Here is a 17,633-nt window from a genome sequence, read left to right on the forward strand (position 1 = left end):
CCCTTGATATTTCGTTGATCACATCACCAAAAACCTAGCTTTTTCCGGCTTATTGACATTGGTGCAAGAGTTCAGTATAATCTGATTCTGATAAATTAGAGGACGATCATAAATGTTAAGTCAACTATTGCAAAAAAAACACACTAAAAATTTTAAGATATACGATTTAGATGGAAGTGGATTTGTAGAACTAGCCGATCTAGAACTTTGTGCCAGCAATCTCGCTCAACTACGTAATCAACAATCAGACTCATCAGAAGTTTTAGATTTACAAGCAAAATATTTAGCAATTTGGACTAATTTTTGGCAACCTGCTGACATTAATGGTGATGGAAAAGTTAGCTTAGAAGAATACTTGAAGGTAGCAGAGAATTCGATTAATAATTTCTGGAAAATACCACGACTTCAAAACGCTCATACTAATAAAGCTAATATGATATTCGACATTTTGGATGCTAATAATAATGGTCAAATTAGCCAGAGCGAATATGAACAATTTTGTCTAGCCGTTGGTCTGAATGAAAAAGATGCTGAAACAGCTTTTATCCATTTAGATAACAACGCTGATGGATATATTTCACGCGATGAATATGTCCAAGCATCCCAAGATTTTCATGTCAGTGAAGATGTCAATGCTTGTGGTAATTGGCTTTACGGTTCCTATGAATAGGTGTTGCTCTAGTTGCTCTATCTTCAAGCCTAAGTTCACCACTAACTTTCTGACACTGACAGGGGTCTTCTCCCAATTATCATTGGTCATTGGTTAGCGGCGAATGGTATAAGAGGACTACAAACGACGTTCTAGGGCGTTAAAAAAGCGATCGCTCATATCCGCGATCGCAGCGTTGATTAGGGGAGGATGGTTGGGGATAGAAATTTTTAATCCTTGAGAGAGAGATTTAACCGTCCCCAACCGTTGCCAACCCTGGGCAGATTCCCCTAGATAGTCCTTTAGGTAAGCCTCCCAATCAGCTTGGGCTTCTGGCTTCACCGACACCAGAATCCGACTGGCACTTTCTCCAAATAGAATCTCATCCCAACGCCGTTCTAGAGACGCCTCAGCTAGTCCTAATTCAATCTCTGCCCCCAATCCTCCAGAAATACAACATTCCGCTAGCGCCACCGCCAATCCTCCCTCCGCACAATCATGTGCCGAACGCAGGAAAGTCCCCCGAATTCCCTGACGACAAGCGGCTTGCACCCGACGTTCTAACTCAAAATCCACGATGGGGGGTTTCCCCGCCACAACCCCATGAATCGCACTCAAGTATTCTGAACCCCCTAAGCTGAGATGAGGCGTGGTTACAGTTAACGGTAATCCCAATAAGTAAATTAAATCGCCTTCACGCTGCCATCCTTGAGAACAAATCTGACTCAAATCCGGAATCATCCCCACCATACCAATCACCGGCGTAGGATAAATCGGTTGGGGAGTTCCCTGGCTATCCAAGGTTTCGTTATACAGAGAGACATTTCCCCCCGTTACGGGTGTTGCCAATTCTGCACAAGCCTCAGCGATACCCTGACAAGCCGATGCCAGTTGCCAGTATCCTGTCGGCTTTTCCGGTGACCCAAAATTCAGATTATCGGTGACAGCGACAGGTTCTGCACCCACACAGCTTAAATTGCGTGCCGCTTCTGCAACCACCGCCTTTGCCCCTTCATAAGGGTCAAGATAGACATAGCGAGAATTACAATCTACCGTAGCCGCGACACCCGATTGGGAATGTCGCCCCGATTCAGGGGAACGTAAGCGGATGATTGCCGCATCTGCACCACCGGGAAGCATCACAGTATTATTTTGCACCTGATGGTCATACTGGCGATAAACCCAACGTTTTGAAGCAATTGTGGGTGTATCTAAGAGTTGCAGAAGAATATCCGTCCAGGATTTAGCCTCACCGGAAATTTCTATTCCCGTACTGGTACAACTGGGTAATGTATCAACCGTCCATTGCCAAGCTTTTTTAGCATACTCCGGCGCTTCGGTCAAAACATCTCGATAATAAATCGGCGTATTATCCGATAACGCCGTGGCTGGGATTTCCGCCGCCACTTCACCCTGAAACAGAATCCGCACAATCGGTTCTGCAATCACTGTACCCGCGACAACCGCCTGAAGTTCCCAACGGTGGAAAATATCAATTAACTCCTGTTCTCGTCCCTTATGTGCCACAAATAGCATCCGTTCCTGGGATTCCGAGAGTAAATATTCATAGGGAACCATTCCCGTTTCTCGGACTGGGATTAAATCTAAATCCAATTCAATCCCCACACCCCCTTTAGCCGCCATTTCCGAAGTGGAACAGGTAATCCCCGCCGCCCCCATATCTTGTGCGGCGACTACCGCCCCTGTTTTAAAGGCTTCTAGACAGGCTTCAATCAGGCATTTTTCTAAGAAGGGGTCTCCCACCTGCACCGCTGGGCGGTCATCCATGGATTTATCAGTGAGTTCTGCACTGGCAAAACTGGCACCCCCCATGCCATCTCGCCCTGTGGTGGAACCCACATATAACACGGGATTACCAATTCCTGACGCCCCAGACTTAACAATTTCTGGGGTTTCCATCAATCCCAGCGCCATCACATTGACCAGGGGATTCCCGGTATAGGCGGGGTCAAAGTACACTTCACCGCCAACGGTGGGGACACCAACAGAGTTGCCATACCCAGAAATACCCGCCACAACCCCCGTAAATATTCGCCGGGTGCGGGCGTTGTCCAGGGAACCGAAGCGCAGGGAATTCAAAACCGCAATGGGACGCGCCCCCATGGTAAAGATATCCCGCAGAATGCCGCCAACGCCTGTAGCTGCACCTTGATAAGGTTCCACAGCGGAGGGGTGGTTATGGGATTCGATTTTAAAGGCGAGTTGGAGTCCGTCGCCTAAGTCTACCACGCCAGCATTTTCCCCCGGACCCACTAGGATACGTTTTCCGGTGGTGGGGAATTGTTTGAGGAGAGGGCGGGAGTTCTTATAGCAGCAATGTTCCGACCACATGACGCCGAACATCCCCAGTTCAGCTTTATTGGGGTGACGCCCTAGGCGTTTAACGATTTCCGCATATTCGTCCGGCTTGATACCTTCAGCGGCGATTTCTTCGGGGGAAAAGGGGGCAGAGGATAGAGTAGACATGGAACCCTTGTACAAATGGCACAGGAATAATTGTATCGATTAATGGGGGTCTGGCTAGTACAAGATAGTTTTAAGTCACAGACTGTAGGGGCGGGTTTTACTGCTATCCTTTCTTTGTTGACCCAGATGTGACTAAACCCGCCCCAACAAACGTGGCTTGGCAAGGAGATAGTTGACACGGATGGATTCACAGCGCCCCACCTGGGCGAGGGATTGGCTGAAACTGGTCATTAAAACAGGTTTGACAAGTTCCCGGAAAAGCATTGATAAAGCGTTTTAGCATGTCAGTGTCTTCCCGAAAAACAGTCATCCATAGCGACCAAAATCCTTTAGCTTGAGCCAACTCCACAATATCATCACGCTTATCTGGCGTATCATTCTCTTGAAGTTGCTTAAGTTTTCTTTTTGCTATGCCCCAAGTATCCAGACGCTGAGACCAGCGATTATCTCTTGGGGAAAATTTAGGATGACCGGGAAATCTATCTAAACCTATTAATTCAAGTGTTCTTTGGGCTTGTTTCTGCTCAGACTCATTTAGGCTAGGATTCACACAGACATTGCCATTTTCAAGATATTCAAATGCACGGGCTGTATTATCCCTGTCAGACCAGTAATAATCACTCAAAATTAGTTCTTCATGACCTTTAGCGGCATTGCAATTAACACAGGACAGTAAAAAGTTATCCCATCGCCGTTCAAGATCAGGTCGTGCAGCTTTCGGTTGGATATGCTCAACATGCAGTAGATGATTAATCGATCTTTCGCAGTAAGAACAGTATTCTCCTACTCTATCAATCAGGTGAGATTTGGCTTGACTATACTGTGTGAAAACTATGGGAATACCTGTATTTGGGTCGATAGGTATATCTCCCCGTTCAACAGGTCTCATTTCTTTTCTCCTCCCAATCCCGCAGCTTTACGCTCCATTCTCAGAAACGCATGATAAGCCACATCATCGCTAAATGGCTCTATTAGTTTGTCGAGCTTGGTTTTGAGTTGCTCGATTTTTTCGGGGTTTGCTTCTTGAGCTTCTTGTAAAACTCGATAATATTCTTCAGCCGCTTCCATCATCTTCTGGTAACGCTCACTTCTTTGGGGAATATCTACCCCCATTACATACTCGGTGATGTCTTCAATGCTTTTATTTTCATATTCTTCAATTTCTGCTGGTTTATCTAGATTAATCAGTTCTCCTTCACGTAGAGATTGGATAATAAAAGGTGAATGGGTTGTCGCCACAAATTGAATATTAGGAAACGTTTTCTTTAAATCATCAACAACCCCCCGCTGCCACTTGGGATGCAAATGCAGATCGATTTCGTCTATTAATACAACACCAGGAGTTTGTTGAGCAGCGTCACGTCCTAGTTGAGGATTTAATACTGCGGCGCGATAGGCAATATCGGCAACCATGGCTAACATATTACGTACACCATCGCTCAGCATCCGAAATGGTAGTGTGCGTCCATCCATAGATTTAGCCAACAGTTCGTCCTCAAGAATATCGTATGTGACACTTTGCCAGTTTTCTATACATTTAGCAATCGCCTCTTTTACGGCATCAAGAACTTCAATAGACTGCTTTCTCTGGAGAGCTACGATTTCCATGGTTTTGAACCACCGCAGCATTAGTTTTTGGTTTGATGCTGGATCTAAACAATCCAGATACCCGATCATCCGTGAATTAGGTTTGACTGTTTGAATAGATCTTTTGTTTTTCTGCAACCACAGACGCCCTGTTCCATAGTAAGTGACTAACGGTAGCAGCAGATCCGATCCTTGGCTAACTTTGACTTGAAGTTGTTCGGAAATGTTTGTGATTTTAGTAGCTTGCTTACGAGTGGTGCGTCCTCCTGCTTTGTTACGTTTTCTCGTCCAAGTAATCTCCTGTCCATCAATAATACCATCACAAGACACTGACACGGGATATTGGGGTTCAACTGTTGGAATCTGTCTCTTTTCATATTCCACACGACGCACCTCATCATCACGAATGTGACGGGAGTCTACATTATTAAAGTTGAGGAACAGGGCGCCCACGCCAACTGCTAATCCATCTAAAATAGCAGTTTTACCTGTACCATTATCTCCTACCAGCACTGTAAATCGTTCTGGAAAATCAAATATAGTATGTTCAAAGTTTCGGAAATTTTTCAGTTCAAGGCGATGAATTCTCATGTCTATCTTCTGCAACGTGAGTTAAATTTGAGTATCTACATAGACAAAGCTAGATGCTGGCAGTATCAGTTTTCCTACGAACCACGTTCATCCTGGAGATACTGATCAGCTTCTTCCGGTGTTTTAAATAGTCTTTGACCAGGCAATTCATCTAGCAAGTCTATAGCAGAGTGGTTGGGTGACACTCCTTGATGTTTGTTCTGACTCTGCTGATGAGTCGAGTCAGAAGTTTCTACTGTTTCCAAGTCGGGTTCCCACAACATTAGATCTCCGGGTTGGCAGTTAAGAGCAGCACAGAGCTTTTCCAGGGTTGCCCGTTCTAATCGTTCTGGCATCTCCTGAGAATTCTTCAATTTAGAGATAGTGACGGGATGCATTCCCGTTGCTTCCGTCAAGTCTTTATTTTTTAGGTATCGCTCAGCCATCAGCACATTCAAACGCCATTTTACAGACATAGTTCTTCCTCAATGAGATAGGGCTATAGCTACCAATCTGGCTTTTCGTGAGCTAGTCTCGTCATCGTATTCCTCTAAGGAACCACAACTCTACTGAGGATATTATACAGTATCTTAGCCTTTGCGTTTACATAATTAGCTACTGTGTTTAAGCTTTGAGTTTGTCTTAGACGCTAATATTAAAGTCTCAGAGGATAAGAATGAACAACCTTGACAGATTCAAAACCCTTCTGGAAATGTTGGTACTGGTTCTAACACTTTCGACACAATACCCCATCTTGGGGCTTGTCGCGGCTGTCGGTGCTATCTACTTTTTGCTCACAGATGATACTTCACCGATAAAGTAGAAGTAATTTGGAAGCAGAAAATGGCAGTAAGGGGAGCGAAGATGCTGGTTTCTATCGTTTCCCCTGTTCCAAGACGTGCCATGGCACGTCTTGGAACATTGCTCCCCTATGGTTACTCGGTTGGGTTTCACTCTGTTCAACCCAACCTACAAATGGGATCAAATGTGACATTCTGGATAGTTATAGCGATGAAAGATACTGAATGCGTTCGCTTATTACAGTGGGCTTTACTTCAATTAAACCTACGTTGGGCAGGGTTTCGTAAGGTGCGAAAGCAAGCCTGTAAACGTATCCAACGGCGTCTCATTGAACTTCAATTATCCGATATTGATGCCTATCAATCTTATCTGAATACTCATCCCTAAGAATGGATAATATTGGAGCGCTACTGTCGAATTACGATTTACCTAATTCTCTCAAGTTTCTCACCTTTCACTGCGAATTATTGCAACTGATGCGAATGCCTATCTCTTGGAGAGGGCGAGAACGGGTTGTTATCAATGGGGAAGTTTAAAAGAACTTCCTTCTGACTGGTTGACTAAGGCTTTCACTCAATCTGATGAATTTTACTGTATCCGTCCTGAGTTCCGTGAGAGAATTGAGTTTAAGCAGCAGGATATTCGTGCCACTATGCCTTCGGAGTCATTTCATTTGATATTGTCTCGGAATCTAGTATTAACATATTTCGATGCAGACTTACAACAAAAGGTGTTATCACCTATGCTAAAGCGATTGATTCCTGGAGGAGTATTTGTTGTTGGCAGCCATGAATTTTTACCTGAAAACTTGCGGCATCTCCAAGCAATTCGGTTAGGAGTTTATCATAAAGAACGATGATTTTGGTTAGGGTTGACGATTGATGGTTGACGGTTGACGGGTCATTGGGATTTCTCAAAAGACTTTAACAAACACAAGCTTTAGCTTGTAAAGGCTGATGAGATGCTAATGAACGGGGAATTAAGCCAGCAAAGGATAATTCCCCTTGTTCTTTGATTTGAGAATTGTTTTTGGCAAGAATAAATTCCAGTATTGACTGTGCTTGTTGGGGGTCATTCAGGTAGTAAATCGCCTGGGATTTAGGCGAGAGCCAGATTTGCAGCTTCCAGGGCTTAGATGCAGACACAGAATTGGGTTCGAGGGAAAAGGTAATCATTATCGGCTGGTGTCCTAATCTTGAGGAATTAAATAGATAGATGGAGAACCTGAAGGTTGAGAGATAAACCTTTTCTTGATTCCCACTTATAACTTTACCGATATATTCCACTCTTTATAGAGAGTTAAATCATCTAGAGTTTTGATTATAATCCGCTCTGAGTGTGAGCCATGTAATATGAATTTGATGAAATAGATCAACTTTAGAAAGTGATTCAAATCACCAACATGGTGACAGAAAATCATTCTTTTTCTGGAGAAAAACTGCCAATCTGCAATTATTAGTTAGGTATCATTATTCATAAGTATTCGGACAAAATTAAACTTGACGGTTGAGATGGGGGAACTCTTCACAGGGAACAGTAAGAGATTGAGGGCTTTTACAATTCTTAACTCGGTGAACAAAGTTTATGTCCAGGTACTTACTCGCTCTTCCTCTAGTGGGGATGTTAATATTCACAAAAGGTTGTTTTTGTCAAGACCAAGTACGGAATTGGTGGTCTAAGACATACCCAAATCGGGATGTTCTGCTCAGAAGCGCCAAAATTATTACAATAAGTTAAACAAGTAGCATCAGAGATTAAACTTATGGTAAGTCGCCAAGACACGCTTTGGGAGCGATTCTTACAACCCATCGTTGGCATATTGATCGACGGGGAGCAACTGCGCCAGCTTTATGAGAGCATTGACTGGCAACAAGAGAGCGATCGCGTCTCAACGCCTGATTTAGTTTACCCTGATTACTACAAGAGTCAGAACTTCCAAGGTATTGAAGGGGGTTACCTGAATGGTGGTGCAGCAACCAGCTATGATCCGATTACCCAATACGCTTAGTGTACCAACGGACTCCACGCCGTACAATAGACGACTTCAGTTCCCAAGGTATTCCATCTCCAGCATAGTAACGAATGTGGTATGAGTTTAAAGGCAGTTCTGTTTGATTTCAACGGCGTGATTATTAACGATGAGTTGATTCACCAGCAACTCATCGAAGAAATTCTGCTGGGCGAAAATCTGCGCCCCTCGGCGGCGGATTACTGGGAGGATTGCTTGGGACGTAGCGATCGCGCCTGTCTAAAAGTATTATTGGAAAAGCGAGGTCGGATGGTTGATGATGACTACTTAACCCGTTTGATCTCCCGAAAAGCCGACGCCTACCGCCGTCAACTGGAAACTCTATCTAAATTACCCATATATCCGGGAGTCGAAGATTTAATTTACAAAATCCGCGTGGCTCAGTTACCCATGGGAGTGGTGAGTGGTGCTTTGCGATCGGAAGTTGAGTTAGTTTTGGAGCGTGCTAAACTGTTGCAATATTTTCCGGTTATTGTGGCAGGTGATGACATTAAGGTGAGTAAACCAGAACCGGATGGCTATCTGTTAGCTGTGGAACGCCTCAATCAGCAGTTTCCAGAGCTTAATGCCAAATCCTCGGATTGTCTCGCCATTGAGGATACACCGGCTGGCATTGAAGCGGCAAAACGAGCTGGGATGGAAGTCGTCGGCGTTGCTAATACCTATCCTTTCCACATGCTTCAGCGTCAAGCTGACTGGACGGTTGATTATCTGCATCAGCTTGAACTTGAACGAGTGCAGGAAGTCTATGCTCAAGTTGTGGGTTAGTAACCATGAGCCATGAATCATGAACTATAAACCAATACCCGTAAGTGTTACAATAAACCTAGTCCGGGGAATTAGCTCAGTTGGTAGAGCGCTGCGATCGCACCGCAGAGGTCACCGGTTCAAATCCGGTATTCTCCATTTTTGTCGATTGCCACATTATTTGCCATCGTTGTCAGATTAGTGTCATCTTGACAAATTGAATGTCATTTAACTGACATCATTGACATCTACCTGACCTCAGCTTACTGCGAATCATCCTCTAAGTAACGAGGTGCGATCGCGTCCCTGGATTCCGGTCAGCCTGTTATTCCTCTGTGGTTAGATCGAATACGCAAGAGACGTTGCATGCAACGTCTCTACAATGGTGCCGAAAGTCCTAATCGATGTGTCTACTGCTATAGCAGTGACGTGCATTTTGGTGTTTCAGAAGTGTCGAGAGCAGCCGGAAGATGTGCTGTTTATTGATGCCAGTGCCTATTTTGAGAAGGCGAAGAATCAGAATTATTTGCGGGATGGGGATGTTGATAAGATTATATTGACTTATCGGCAACGGTTGGAGGAGGACAAGTATAGTTATCGGGCACCCCTGGCGGAGATTGCGGAGAATGATTTTAATTTAAATATTCCGCGCTATGTGGATACGTTTGAGGAGGAGGAGCCGATTGATTTGGATGCGGTAGTGCAGGAGATCCGGGCAGTTGACGAGGAAATGGCGGGGACGGATCGACTGATTCGGGGATTTTGTGAGGAGTTGGGGATTGAGGCACCGTTTTAGGGGATTGTTTAGCTTGTTAAAATCAAACCAAATAACCCAGAGCTAAACTACCCCCAATCCGCGACAAACTGAAGAGGTCACAAAACCATGATCGCAGCCCCAGAAAAATTCCCCACCCTAACCCCAGAAGAATACTTCACTTGGGAAGAACAGCAACTCGAAAAACACGAGCTGATCGACGGTCAAGTTTATGCCATGAGTGGCGGTAGTGTTAATCATGGTCGCCTTGCCATTAGACTTACAGCCATGTTTGATAATCACCTAGAAAATAGCAGTTGCATCACGGGCAATTCTGACATCAAAATTAATATTGTTGAGACTAATAACTACACCTACCCCGATGCCAGCGTCACCTGCGACGATCGTGATAAAACCACAACCCAATACATTACCTATCCCTGCTTAGTCGTTGAAGTTCTTTCCCCCAGCACCGAAGCCTACGACAGAGGCAGCAAATTTAGAATGTATCGCCATAATCCAGCCCTACAAGACTATTTGTTAGTCAGTTCCACCCGCATGGAAATCGATTTGTATCACAAAAAACAGACAGGCGAATGGCTGATCATTAACTACCAAGCAGGCGACACCATCGAACTCAAAAGCATCAATCTAAGTTTTCCCATTGAGCAAATCTATCGCAACCTCGACCTCACCCCAGAAACTGAATCAACTCAATTACTCTAAACTCTATTCCCTATTCTCTAAAAAAGATGTTTGTGTAAATCGTTAAAATACTACCAAAACCACCCCCGAAGAACTGACGGAGGAAGTAAGCCGTGGTTAAGCTTTGGGTGGTCAATGCCTCACCGATCATCAGCCTGACCAAAATTGACCGCATTCATTTACTAAGTGAACTCTGCGATGAAGTGGTCATTCCCCAAGGTGTTGCCAATGAGATTCTTCTAGGTGGATATGCTGACAGTGCATTTCTTTGGCTGCTCAAATAAACGCTCAAAAACTTCCTCGCCATCAGTAACTTGACCTTTAGCAATTTACTCGGCTCCCACTTCAATCTGTGGACGGAGTTCGCGGAACAGTTAGAAGGCAATGTCTTCATACAAGGATGCAAAGTCCGCTTCAAACTCAAGGCTAGTAAGGTGAAAGGTGTTTTGACTGGGGGCATAGAATTGAAATAACCACAGCCCTTCCTCAGTGCGACGGTAACAGTCTACTCGTTGCTGTTTGGTACTAATCAAGACATATTCTTGCAGACTGTCGAGGGTTTGATAGTCAATGAATTTATCCCCTCGGTCAAAGGCTTCGGTAGAGTCAGAGAGGACTTCAATGATTAGTTTGGGATAACGCTTATAGGTAGTGGTTTCTGCGTCGCGGGGGTCACAAGTCACCATCAAATCGGGATAGTAGTAACAGTTGCAGTCTTCAAGTCTGGCTTTGACATCGGCAAAATATACGCGACAGTCTGACCCCCGTAGGTGGCTACGCAGCAGGGTGTAGAGGTTTCCAGCAATCGTATTATGAGCATCGGTTGTCCCCGCCATAGCATAGGCTTCACCATCGCGATATTCGTGTTTGGTGTCGCTGGAGGCTTCGAGTTGGAGGTATTCGTCACGAGAGAGGCGATAATTGTCTGGGGTAGCAATCATGGATGAGGAAGGGGCGAATTGGGTAGTCCTGTTTTTAATTTAGTTCAAAAACCGCAAGTATTCCTCCCGGTACTCTCACCAAACTTCGAGGTATCGCTAAACGTTCTAGCAAAACTCCCAGCGATGAAGAACTGCAAGCAGAGTACACCGATTATTTAGTTCAAAAATATCAGTAGCCTTTCTTGTGAAAATTCTCATTGATACCAATGTTGTCATCGATCTAATTTTGGAACGAGAACCCTTTGTGGAACAGGCAGTAATACTTTTCCAAAAATGGAATAACAACTTTACGCAAAGGAGACTAAATAGCCATGACGACTAAGTGCAACAGCAGGGAAGACTACCCCAACAGGTCGAAGACCGCGATATTTTCGAGCGCATTTATGCTGTGCGCTTAGAGCGTTTGCGGAACTCCGAGGAATGTCGCGAAATCCTGAACCCGTTAGACTCAAGGGGTATCCTCGATGCTGACACCGATCTTAACCTGTCTCCAATCGCAGACCTTGATGATGAAGCGCTGTTAGCTTCTCTGAGGGTTGATGCGACACCAGAGAATGATATCACTCAGCTTACCCATGTGCGATCGCGCCTGGAACTGCGATCGCTTGAGTCTGTGCTGGTTTGAGAGCATTCCATCTAAAAAATATCCCTGTCAAGGCCATCATCCTGATCGCCGTGTTTGGAAGAACGAATCTCTCTCGCCGAAAAAGAGTTTGTGCGGGCTAAAATCTGGTTCCAACTAACCGTTAGGCTCCTGAGTGATTAACACAATGGTCTTGGGCCTGCTGGCTGCTGTCTTCGGTTGTTAGACCACAGTTGCCCACCTTAGGTATGGTGCTGTTTATCGCGGGGATTTTTGGCCCCGGTATCGCGGCGATATCTGTGGTGAGGTATGCCAGTGGACAGAACGGGCTGCATAGTTGGCTCTGGCGTTCTCTTCAATGGCGGCTTGGCTGGCGCTGGCTGGCTCTCTCGTTTTTCTTGCCTCTGGCAGTCATGGCGCTGGCCGCCGCTGTGCACATTGCCCTGGGCATTCCATCCGATGACAAGGAACTTCCCCGAAATCATTACCAGTCCGAGTCTTCACCGACAACCGATCGCCCAGTCAATCGACATAGCTGGTCAGTTTGACAAAGTAATTTTTCAATTTGTTAAGGCTTTGGTAACTCTTGTATCATCCTCACTACAATCGTGAGTTGGTTGGGCGAGATGAGCTATGGTAAGAAAAACCAAGCAATCCTTAAGTAATTCTTAAAGGAGTCGTGATCTTTGCGGGATCGCGACACAGCGCTGGAAAACCAGCTTTATTTCTCGGCTGCTGCAATTTTACCTAAGGAAGGAGATTGTATGAACCCCACAATGATGCGTCAGTTGTGGTCTTTAATTGAAACGACTCAAACTAACCTGCTACTGAAACTTGACGATGCCAGTCTCGTTCAGTGGATACTCAAGCAACTCAAACAAGAGCGAGGTCTCAATTCTGAGGAAATGCATATTTTGAATGAGTACCTCTATAATCGCTTGTCTCTGATCCGGGATCTGGCAGAGCAACGGTATGCGCCGAATCACTCGTCATCCTAGTGCAGCTTGGCTGAAATACCCATCAGTCAACAAAAGACGCCATGACAGGGTGACAGGGTGACGGACACAAAGAAGATTCAGGTGGGCAACAGCACTCTCTGGATAACCTGAGCATTTCCAGGTTTCTAGCTCTTGCCCACCCTGCTTAAAATTGAATTGGCTTATTCTCAACTTTTATTAAAAAATATTTCGGTAAATTACTAAATATTTCCTGTCTAGCCAACGCTAAGTTGCCGCCAATCCGGCAAATGACAAAGGGAATCTGTTTCAGCTTGTATCCGTCTTGTCAGATTGAGACAAGGGGTTTAGACTTTGATCAGGACACAGAAGAAGACTTCATGTCAACATTCGGTTAATGGATCTCAGCTTAAATAGGTTCCTCATCCCCCTCCAATATTAAGCTTTCTTAAAAGGTAGACCTGATACAGAAACCGAGGTTATTATTGACTACACTTAATGAGAATTACTTTTAACAAGTTGCAGAATTCGTTTCCCATCATCGGAGTCAAGAAGATATGGAATGTCACAAATGTCAAAACACTTGCCACCACAAGCCCAGTAGAGGGAGTGGCTGGAAATGGTGGGGAAAACCGCCGCAACCATCACCTCTGAAAACTGAACCCATTCCCCAAGTGGCTTTGGTGGGAACGCCCAATGTGGGTAAAAGTGTTCTGTTTAATGCGCTTACGGGTACTTATGTCACTGTGTCCAATTATCCGGGTACAACAGTGGAAGTCTCTAGGGGTCAGATGACGGTTGGGGATCGCCTGTTGGCGGTGGTGGATACGCCGGGAATGTATTCCCTACTCCCGATTACCGAAGAGGAAAAAGTATCGCGGGATTTATTACTCAGCGAACCCGTAGACTTGGTGATTCACGTCGTCGATGCCAAAAACTTAGGGCGAATGCTTCCCCTGACGTTTCAGCTCATTGAAGCGGGTTTGCCGGTGCTGTTAGCTGTCAACATGATCGATGAAGCCCAACAACTGGGGATTCAAATTCACCAAGAGCATCTGGAAATGGAATTAGGGATTCCGGTTGTGACTATGGCAGCTGCACTAAATGTTGGTTTACGAGATTTGAAATATAAGGTGGGTGATTATGTTAAGTCAGGTTGCTTATCCGGAACCTATTGAGGTTGCGATCGCGAAACTGGAATCGCTGCTATCCCGGCTGTCGCTATCCCAGGATTATCCTTTGTCTCGGCGCAGTATTGCCTTACTCCTGTTGCAAAAAGATCCTGCACTTTGGCAACAACTTCAGATTCAGGATACAGAAGCGGAAATTAAAGCCGCGATCGCAGATGCTGAGAGTCAGTTGGATGAACCGCTAATCTCTGCTATTGCCAAAGCACGTCAGCAACGGGCGTGGGCGATCGAACAACATGTCCTCAGCGAATCGAACCAAGGGAAAACCCCGTTAGCGGAACGACTGCACCAACTCACGGTGAATCCTTGGACAGGATTTCCGATTTTGCTGGCGATTCTTTATTACGGGGTTTACAAATTTGTCGGGGAATTCGGGGCGGGGACGATGGTGGATACCATTGAAACCTTTTTTGAAACATATATTAATCCCGTTGTCAATCACCTGGCAGCGGTAATTTTTCCCTGGCAACCCTTACAGGATTTAATTGCCAACGACTACGGAATTATTACCCTGGGGATTCGCTATGCGGTGGCGATTGTCTTACCCGTTGTTGCCACATTCTTTTTCATGTTTTCCTTCCTGGAAGACAGTGGCTATCTGCCGCGATTATCCCTGATGCTGGATAACCTGTTCAAGGCGATCGGGTTATCGGGGCGGGCGGTAATTCCGATTGTTTTGGGATTGGGATGTGACACCATGGCAACCTTAGTCACCCGCACCCTGGAAACGACAAGGGAACGATTAATTGCCACATTTTTGCTATCCTTAGCCATTCCCTGTGCGGCACAGTGGGGAGTGATTGTGGGATTATTAGCCCAAAAACCCGCCGCTTTGTTAATTTGGGGTGGGGTTATTGGGGCAATTTTTATGGGTACGGGGTATTTAAGCGCCCGAATGCTTCCCGGAAAACCCGCTAGTTTTTACATGGAAATCCCCCCCTTGCGCTTTCCCAAACTACAAAACATTCTGGTTAAAACCTATCTCAGAATGAAGTGGTATTTTTTGGAAATTCTGCCCCTATTTATTTGGGCATCGGTAATTATTTGGTTGGGGCGTTTGACGGGGTTGTTTGGCTTGATTATTCAGGGGATTGAGCCAATTGCTTTAGGGTTAGGATTGCCCCGAGAAGCTGCGCCTATCTTTTTATATGGCTTCTTCCGGCGGGATTACGGCGCGGCTGGATTATTTGATATGCAACAGCAGGGAATTTTTACGGGCAATCAGTTGGTGGTGACAGCGATTGTGTTAACCCTGTTTTTACCTTGTATTGCCCAACTGCAAGTGATGTTGAAAGAGCGAGGGGCGAAAGTAACTTGGGCGATTGTGGCGTTTATTTTTCCCTTTGCCTTTTTCATGGGATATCTGGTTAATGGTTTGTTAAATGGATTAGGAGTAACGATTTAAATGATTGCACTAGCATCGGTTAAACGGGGAAATAGCGGCACCGTTGCTGCGTTGAAGACGAAGGATGAGATGACGTTGCAGAAGTTGATGGCGATGGGGATTAGTCCCGGAATGCCGATTCTGTTGGAGCAGCGGTTTCCTTCTTATATTATTAAGGTGGGCAGAACTCGTGCGGCGTTGGATCGGGAAATGGCAAAGGTGATTTATTTGCATCGATAAGGGGGCAAATGTTACCTGGTTTAGGGTGATTTTGGGGATAGTTAGATTAACGAGGAGAGGGTGTGGTATTGCCGTGTCTTTACCCTAGACAAACCCCTCCCTAACCCTCCCCTGCAAGGGGAGGGAACTCTAATTGATTTAGAGGGGGTAGGGGATGCGATCGCGCATTATTTACCTAGTTGAGAACGGGCAGTTAAAGAGATGTCTGTGGGATTGGATTAGGATCTATATTGATGATGAGAGGGTGTGGCAGTGCCATGCCCCTACCGTAATCCAAGAGATGATGGATGGGGTAAGGGCACTTCGACTATCGTGCCCTTAAACGTTGGGGTTTAAACGTTTAGTTCATGAATATTTAGGTGGGATTGATTTAGAGGGGGTAGGGGATGCGATCGCGCATTATTTACCTAGTTGAGAATGGGCAATTAAAGAGATGTCTGTGGGATTGGATTAGGATCTATATTGATGATGAGAGGGCATGGCAGTGCCATTCCCCTACCGTAATTCAAGAGATGGTTGATAGGGTAGGGACACTTCGACTATCGTACCCTTAAACGTTGGGGTTTAAAGGTTTAGTTCATGATTATTTAGGTGGGATTGATTTAGAGGGGGTAGGGGATGCGATCGCGCATTATTTACCTAGTTTAGAACGGGCAATTAAAGAGATTTCTATGGGATTGGATTAGGATCTATCTTGATGATGAAAGGGCATGGCAGTGCCATGCCCCTACCGTAATTCAAGAGATGGTTGATGGGGTAGGGGCACGATACTATCGTGCCCTTAAGATTTTGATGTCAACCGCCCAGTTGACGGCAAGAAATTGGTGGAAAATGCAAGCATCTGTGTCTGTTTAGGTTTGGAAGGCTGGGGAATGGGGGGCAAATCCATACAGGGCTTGGGTTTGCGGCTAGTTCAAGGAGGAGGGAGATGCTTGCAAAATGCTGGAATTCCTTGTATAGTAAGGGTTGTAGCGTTTTGTATTTTGGGAAATTTGCCCTGATTTGACCCGATTTTGGCGTGAGGAGAGTTGGATTTTGGAGATGCTTGCAAAATCGATTGGCAGCCATTATGATTTAAGGGGTCTAGCGATCGCGGTGCGATTACCTTTGATGCCGTAAGGCGTTGAGCACGAGTGAGATTGACATTGAATAACAAGATGCCAATGGTGCGATTACCTTTGATGCCGTAAGGCGTTGAGCACCAACAGTCCTTGCAATCTATTTCTTGTTGTCCACACTGTGCGATTACCTTTGATGCCGTAAGGCGTTGAGCACAACTCGCTCATCGCTTTTGCCTGTTCAGTAATCAAGTGCGATTACCTTTGATGCCGTAAGGCGTTGAGCACATGCTTACTACACCGTTTCGTCCCTCTGCACCTATGTGCGATTACCTTTGATGCCGTAAGGCGTTGAGCACGTTCGTGCGGGAGTTCGGAAGGAAATGTCGCCTTTTGTGCGATTACCTTTGATGCCGTAAGGCGTTGAGCACGAAAGGCAAATTCCGGGTTCGCCGGGAAACCATAGGTGCGATTACCTTTGATGCCGTTAGGCGTTGAGCACTTTCTTCTAGTCGATTTCGTGCTTTTTCTATGCACTCGTGCGATTACCTTTGATGCCGTAAGGCGTTGAGCACTTACTGATAACTGTTCACTGTTGACTGATAACTGGTGCTCCCACCTCAGATGCCAATCGGCGTGTTCAACTCTAACCAAAGGTATCTTTTATAGAAGCGCCGTAAAACCCACGTCTTTTAAGCGTGGGATATAAGGCGGGTCATCGGAGGGACGTAGATGACCAAATTACAAAGGTGCTCGCTTAGCGAGCTATCAAGCTCCTAATCAATTCAGACTTACTCATCCCCCGCCTAACAGCCTCTTCCTTTAGTTGTCGCATTTCATACTTAGTTAATCTCATATCTAGTCTTTGTGTTTTCATCAGTACACACAATTGATTACACACACATCTACTATAATGTAAAAAGCACATTGAGAGGTCGATTCAATGCTAGTT

20 protein-coding genes, 1 tRNA gene, 2 pseudogenes and 1 CRISPR repeat array are annotated in these 17,633 nt (G+C 45.4%); of the genes and pseudogenes, 17 read left to right on the forward strand and 6 right to left on the reverse strand.

Translation table 11 applies throughout. The features are described 5' to 3' along the window. Positions 1-112: 112 nt before the first annotated feature. Positions 113-670 (forward strand): EF-hand domain-containing protein, encoded by a 558-nt coding sequence (locus RIM23_RS18490; protein WP_446368609.1) that lies wholly within the window; start codon positions 113-115, stop codon positions 668-670. Positions 671-787: 117 nt separating this feature from the next. Here the strand turns inward: RIM23_RS18490 and purL are convergent, their stop codons facing one another. The 4 genes from purL to RIM23_RS18510 all read right to left on the reverse strand — a co-directional run bounded on the left by purL (position 788) and on the right by RIM23_RS18510 (position 5,769). Next, positions 788-3,136, reverse strand: coding sequence for a phosphoribosylformylglycinamidine synthase subunit PurL (gene purL / locus RIM23_RS18495; protein ID WP_446368610.1), 2,349 nt, complete (start codon positions 3,134-3,136; stop codon positions 788-790). Positions 3,137-3,323: 187 nt separating this feature from the next. Beyond that, a complete protein-coding gene (locus RIM23_RS18500) occupies positions 3,324-4,025 on the reverse strand; it encodes an HNH endonuclease (RefSeq protein WP_446368611.1) in 702 nt (233 codons plus the stop codon). Further along, the gene (locus RIM23_RS18505; RefSeq protein ID WP_446368612.1) at positions 4,022-5,314 is read right to left on the reverse strand and encodes an AAA family ATPase; all 1,293 of its coding nucleotides are present in this window, start codon (positions 5,312-5,314) and stop codon (positions 4,022-4,024) included. The genes RIM23_RS18500 and RIM23_RS18505 overlap by 4 nt, the downstream gene beginning before the upstream one ends. A 74-nt stretch (positions 5,315-5,388) precedes the next feature. Then, positions 5,389-5,769: a helix-turn-helix domain-containing protein gene (locus tag RIM23_RS18510; RefSeq protein ID WP_446368613.1), complete on the reverse strand. Its 381-nt coding sequence runs from the start codon at positions 5,767-5,769 to the stop codon at positions 5,389-5,391. Positions 5,770-6,196: 427 nt separating this feature from the next. Here RIM23_RS18510 and RIM23_RS18515 point away from each other — a divergent pair, with 427 nt between their 5' ends. Genes RIM23_RS18515 through RIM23_RS18525 form a run of 3 tightly spaced genes read left to right on the forward strand, consistent with a single transcriptional unit; the run spans position 6,197 to position 6,953 of the window. After that, on the forward strand, positions 6,197-6,481 hold the full coding sequence (locus tag RIM23_RS18515; protein ID WP_446368614.1) for a hypothetical protein: 285 nt from the start codon (positions 6,197-6,199) through the stop codon (positions 6,479-6,481). Between the two features lie 2 nt (positions 6,482-6,483). Continuing rightward, on the forward strand, positions 6,484-6,630 hold the full coding sequence (locus tag RIM23_RS18520; protein ID WP_446368631.1) for a hypothetical protein: 147 nt from the start codon (positions 6,484-6,486) through the stop codon (positions 6,628-6,630). Then, positions 6,588-6,953: a CheR family methyltransferase gene (locus RIM23_RS18525; protein WP_446368615.1), complete on the forward strand. Its 366-nt coding sequence runs from the start codon at positions 6,588-6,590 to the stop codon at positions 6,951-6,953. Before RIM23_RS18520 ends, RIM23_RS18525 begins: the two co-directional genes overlap by 43 nt. Before the next feature lie 64 nt (positions 6,954-7,017). Here the strand turns inward: RIM23_RS18525 and RIM23_RS18530 are convergent, their stop codons facing one another. After that, a complete protein-coding gene (locus tag RIM23_RS18530; protein WP_446368616.1) occupies positions 7,018-7,269 on the reverse strand; it encodes a hypothetical protein in 252 nt (83 codons plus the stop codon). A 587-nt stretch (positions 7,270-7,856) separates the two neighbouring features. On the opposite strand from RIM23_RS18530, the pseudogene RIM23_RS18535 reads away from it, so the two are divergent. The 6 genes and pseudogenes from RIM23_RS18535 to RIM23_RS18560 form a co-directional block, all read left to right on the forward strand. Continuing rightward, positions 7,857-8,096, forward strand: a pseudogene (locus tag RIM23_RS18535) (methyltransferase type 11); the annotation flags it as partial. 87 nt (positions 8,097-8,183) lie between these two features. Next, complete coding sequence (locus RIM23_RS18540; RefSeq protein ID WP_446368617.1) at positions 8,184-8,891, forward strand: HAD family hydrolase; 708 nt, start codon at positions 8,184-8,186, stop codon at positions 8,889-8,891. A gap of 65 nt (positions 8,892-8,956) precedes the next feature. After that, positions 8,957-9,029: transfer RNA gene (locus tag RIM23_RS18545), tRNA-Ala, on the forward strand. 268 nt (positions 9,030-9,297) lie between these two features. Next, a pseudogene (locus RIM23_RS18550) lies at positions 9,298-9,666 on the forward strand (N-6 DNA methylase); the annotation flags it as partial. A gap of 87 nt (positions 9,667-9,753) precedes the next feature. Beyond that, entirely contained in the window at positions 9,754-10,350 is a 597-nt protein-coding gene (locus RIM23_RS18555; protein WP_446368618.1) for a Uma2 family endonuclease, read from the forward strand. A 92-nt stretch (positions 10,351-10,442) separates the two neighbouring features. After that, on the forward strand, positions 10,443-10,613 hold the full coding sequence (locus RIM23_RS18560) for a hypothetical protein (protein ID WP_446368619.1): 171 nt from the start codon (positions 10,443-10,445) through the stop codon (positions 10,611-10,613). Between the two features lie 90 nt (positions 10,614-10,703). Here RIM23_RS18560 and RIM23_RS18565 read toward each other — a convergent pair whose 3' ends face one another. Beyond that, a complete protein-coding gene (locus tag RIM23_RS18565) occupies positions 10,704-11,270 on the reverse strand; it encodes a Uma2 family endonuclease (RefSeq protein ID WP_446368620.1) in 567 nt (188 codons plus the stop codon). Between the two features lie 322 nt (positions 11,271-11,592). Between RIM23_RS18565 and RIM23_RS18570 the strand changes: the two genes are divergently transcribed. From RIM23_RS18570 to RIM23_RS18600, 7 genes are all read left to right on the forward strand, one after another. Further along, positions 11,593-11,895 carry a hypothetical protein gene (locus RIM23_RS18570; protein WP_446368621.1) on the forward strand — a complete coding sequence of 101 codons (303 nt, stop codon included), beginning with the start codon at positions 11,593-11,595 and terminating at the stop codon, positions 11,893-11,895. Positions 11,896-12,266: 371 nt separating this feature from the next. Beyond that, positions 12,267-12,401, forward strand: a complete 135-nt coding sequence (locus RIM23_RS18575; protein ID WP_446368622.1) for a hypothetical protein — start codon at positions 12,267-12,269, stop codon at positions 12,399-12,401. A gap of 216 nt (positions 12,402-12,617) precedes the next feature. Continuing rightward, positions 12,618-12,851 carry a hypothetical protein gene (locus tag RIM23_RS18580; protein WP_446368630.1) on the forward strand — a complete coding sequence of 78 codons (234 nt, stop codon included), beginning with the start codon at positions 12,618-12,620 and terminating at the stop codon, positions 12,849-12,851. Positions 12,852-13,366: 515 nt separating this feature from the next. Next, positions 13,367-13,987 carry a FeoB small GTPase domain-containing protein gene (locus RIM23_RS18585; protein WP_446368623.1) on the forward strand — a complete coding sequence of 207 codons (621 nt, stop codon included), beginning with the start codon at positions 13,367-13,369 and terminating at the stop codon, positions 13,985-13,987. Continuing rightward, the gene (locus tag RIM23_RS18590; protein ID WP_446368624.1) at positions 13,953-15,404 is read left to right on the forward strand and encodes a nucleoside recognition domain-containing protein; all 1,452 of its coding nucleotides are present in this window, start codon (positions 13,953-13,955) and stop codon (positions 15,402-15,404) included. Before RIM23_RS18585 ends, RIM23_RS18590 begins: the two co-directional genes overlap by 35 nt. Further along, positions 15,405-15,623, forward strand: coding sequence for a FeoA family protein (locus RIM23_RS18595; RefSeq protein WP_446334207.1), 219 nt, complete (start codon positions 15,405-15,407; stop codon positions 15,621-15,623). Positions 15,624-16,180: 557 nt separating this feature from the next. Next, complete coding sequence (locus tag RIM23_RS18600) at positions 16,181-16,309, forward strand: hypothetical protein (RefSeq protein ID WP_446368625.1); 129 nt, start codon at positions 16,181-16,183, stop codon at positions 16,307-16,309. Positions 16,310-16,718: 409 nt separating this feature from the next. Beyond that, positions 16,719-17,256: a CRISPR direct-repeat array (repeat unit 36 nt; unit sequence GTGCGATTACCTTTGATGCCGTAAGGCGTTGAGCAC). Positions 17,257-17,633 lie beyond the last annotated feature (377 nt).

Source organism: Coleofasciculus sp. G3-WIS-01 (assembly GCF_040223135.1).
Taxonomy (GTDB): domain Bacteria; phylum Cyanobacteriota; class Cyanobacteriia; order Cyanobacteriales; family Coleofasciculaceae; genus Coleofasciculus.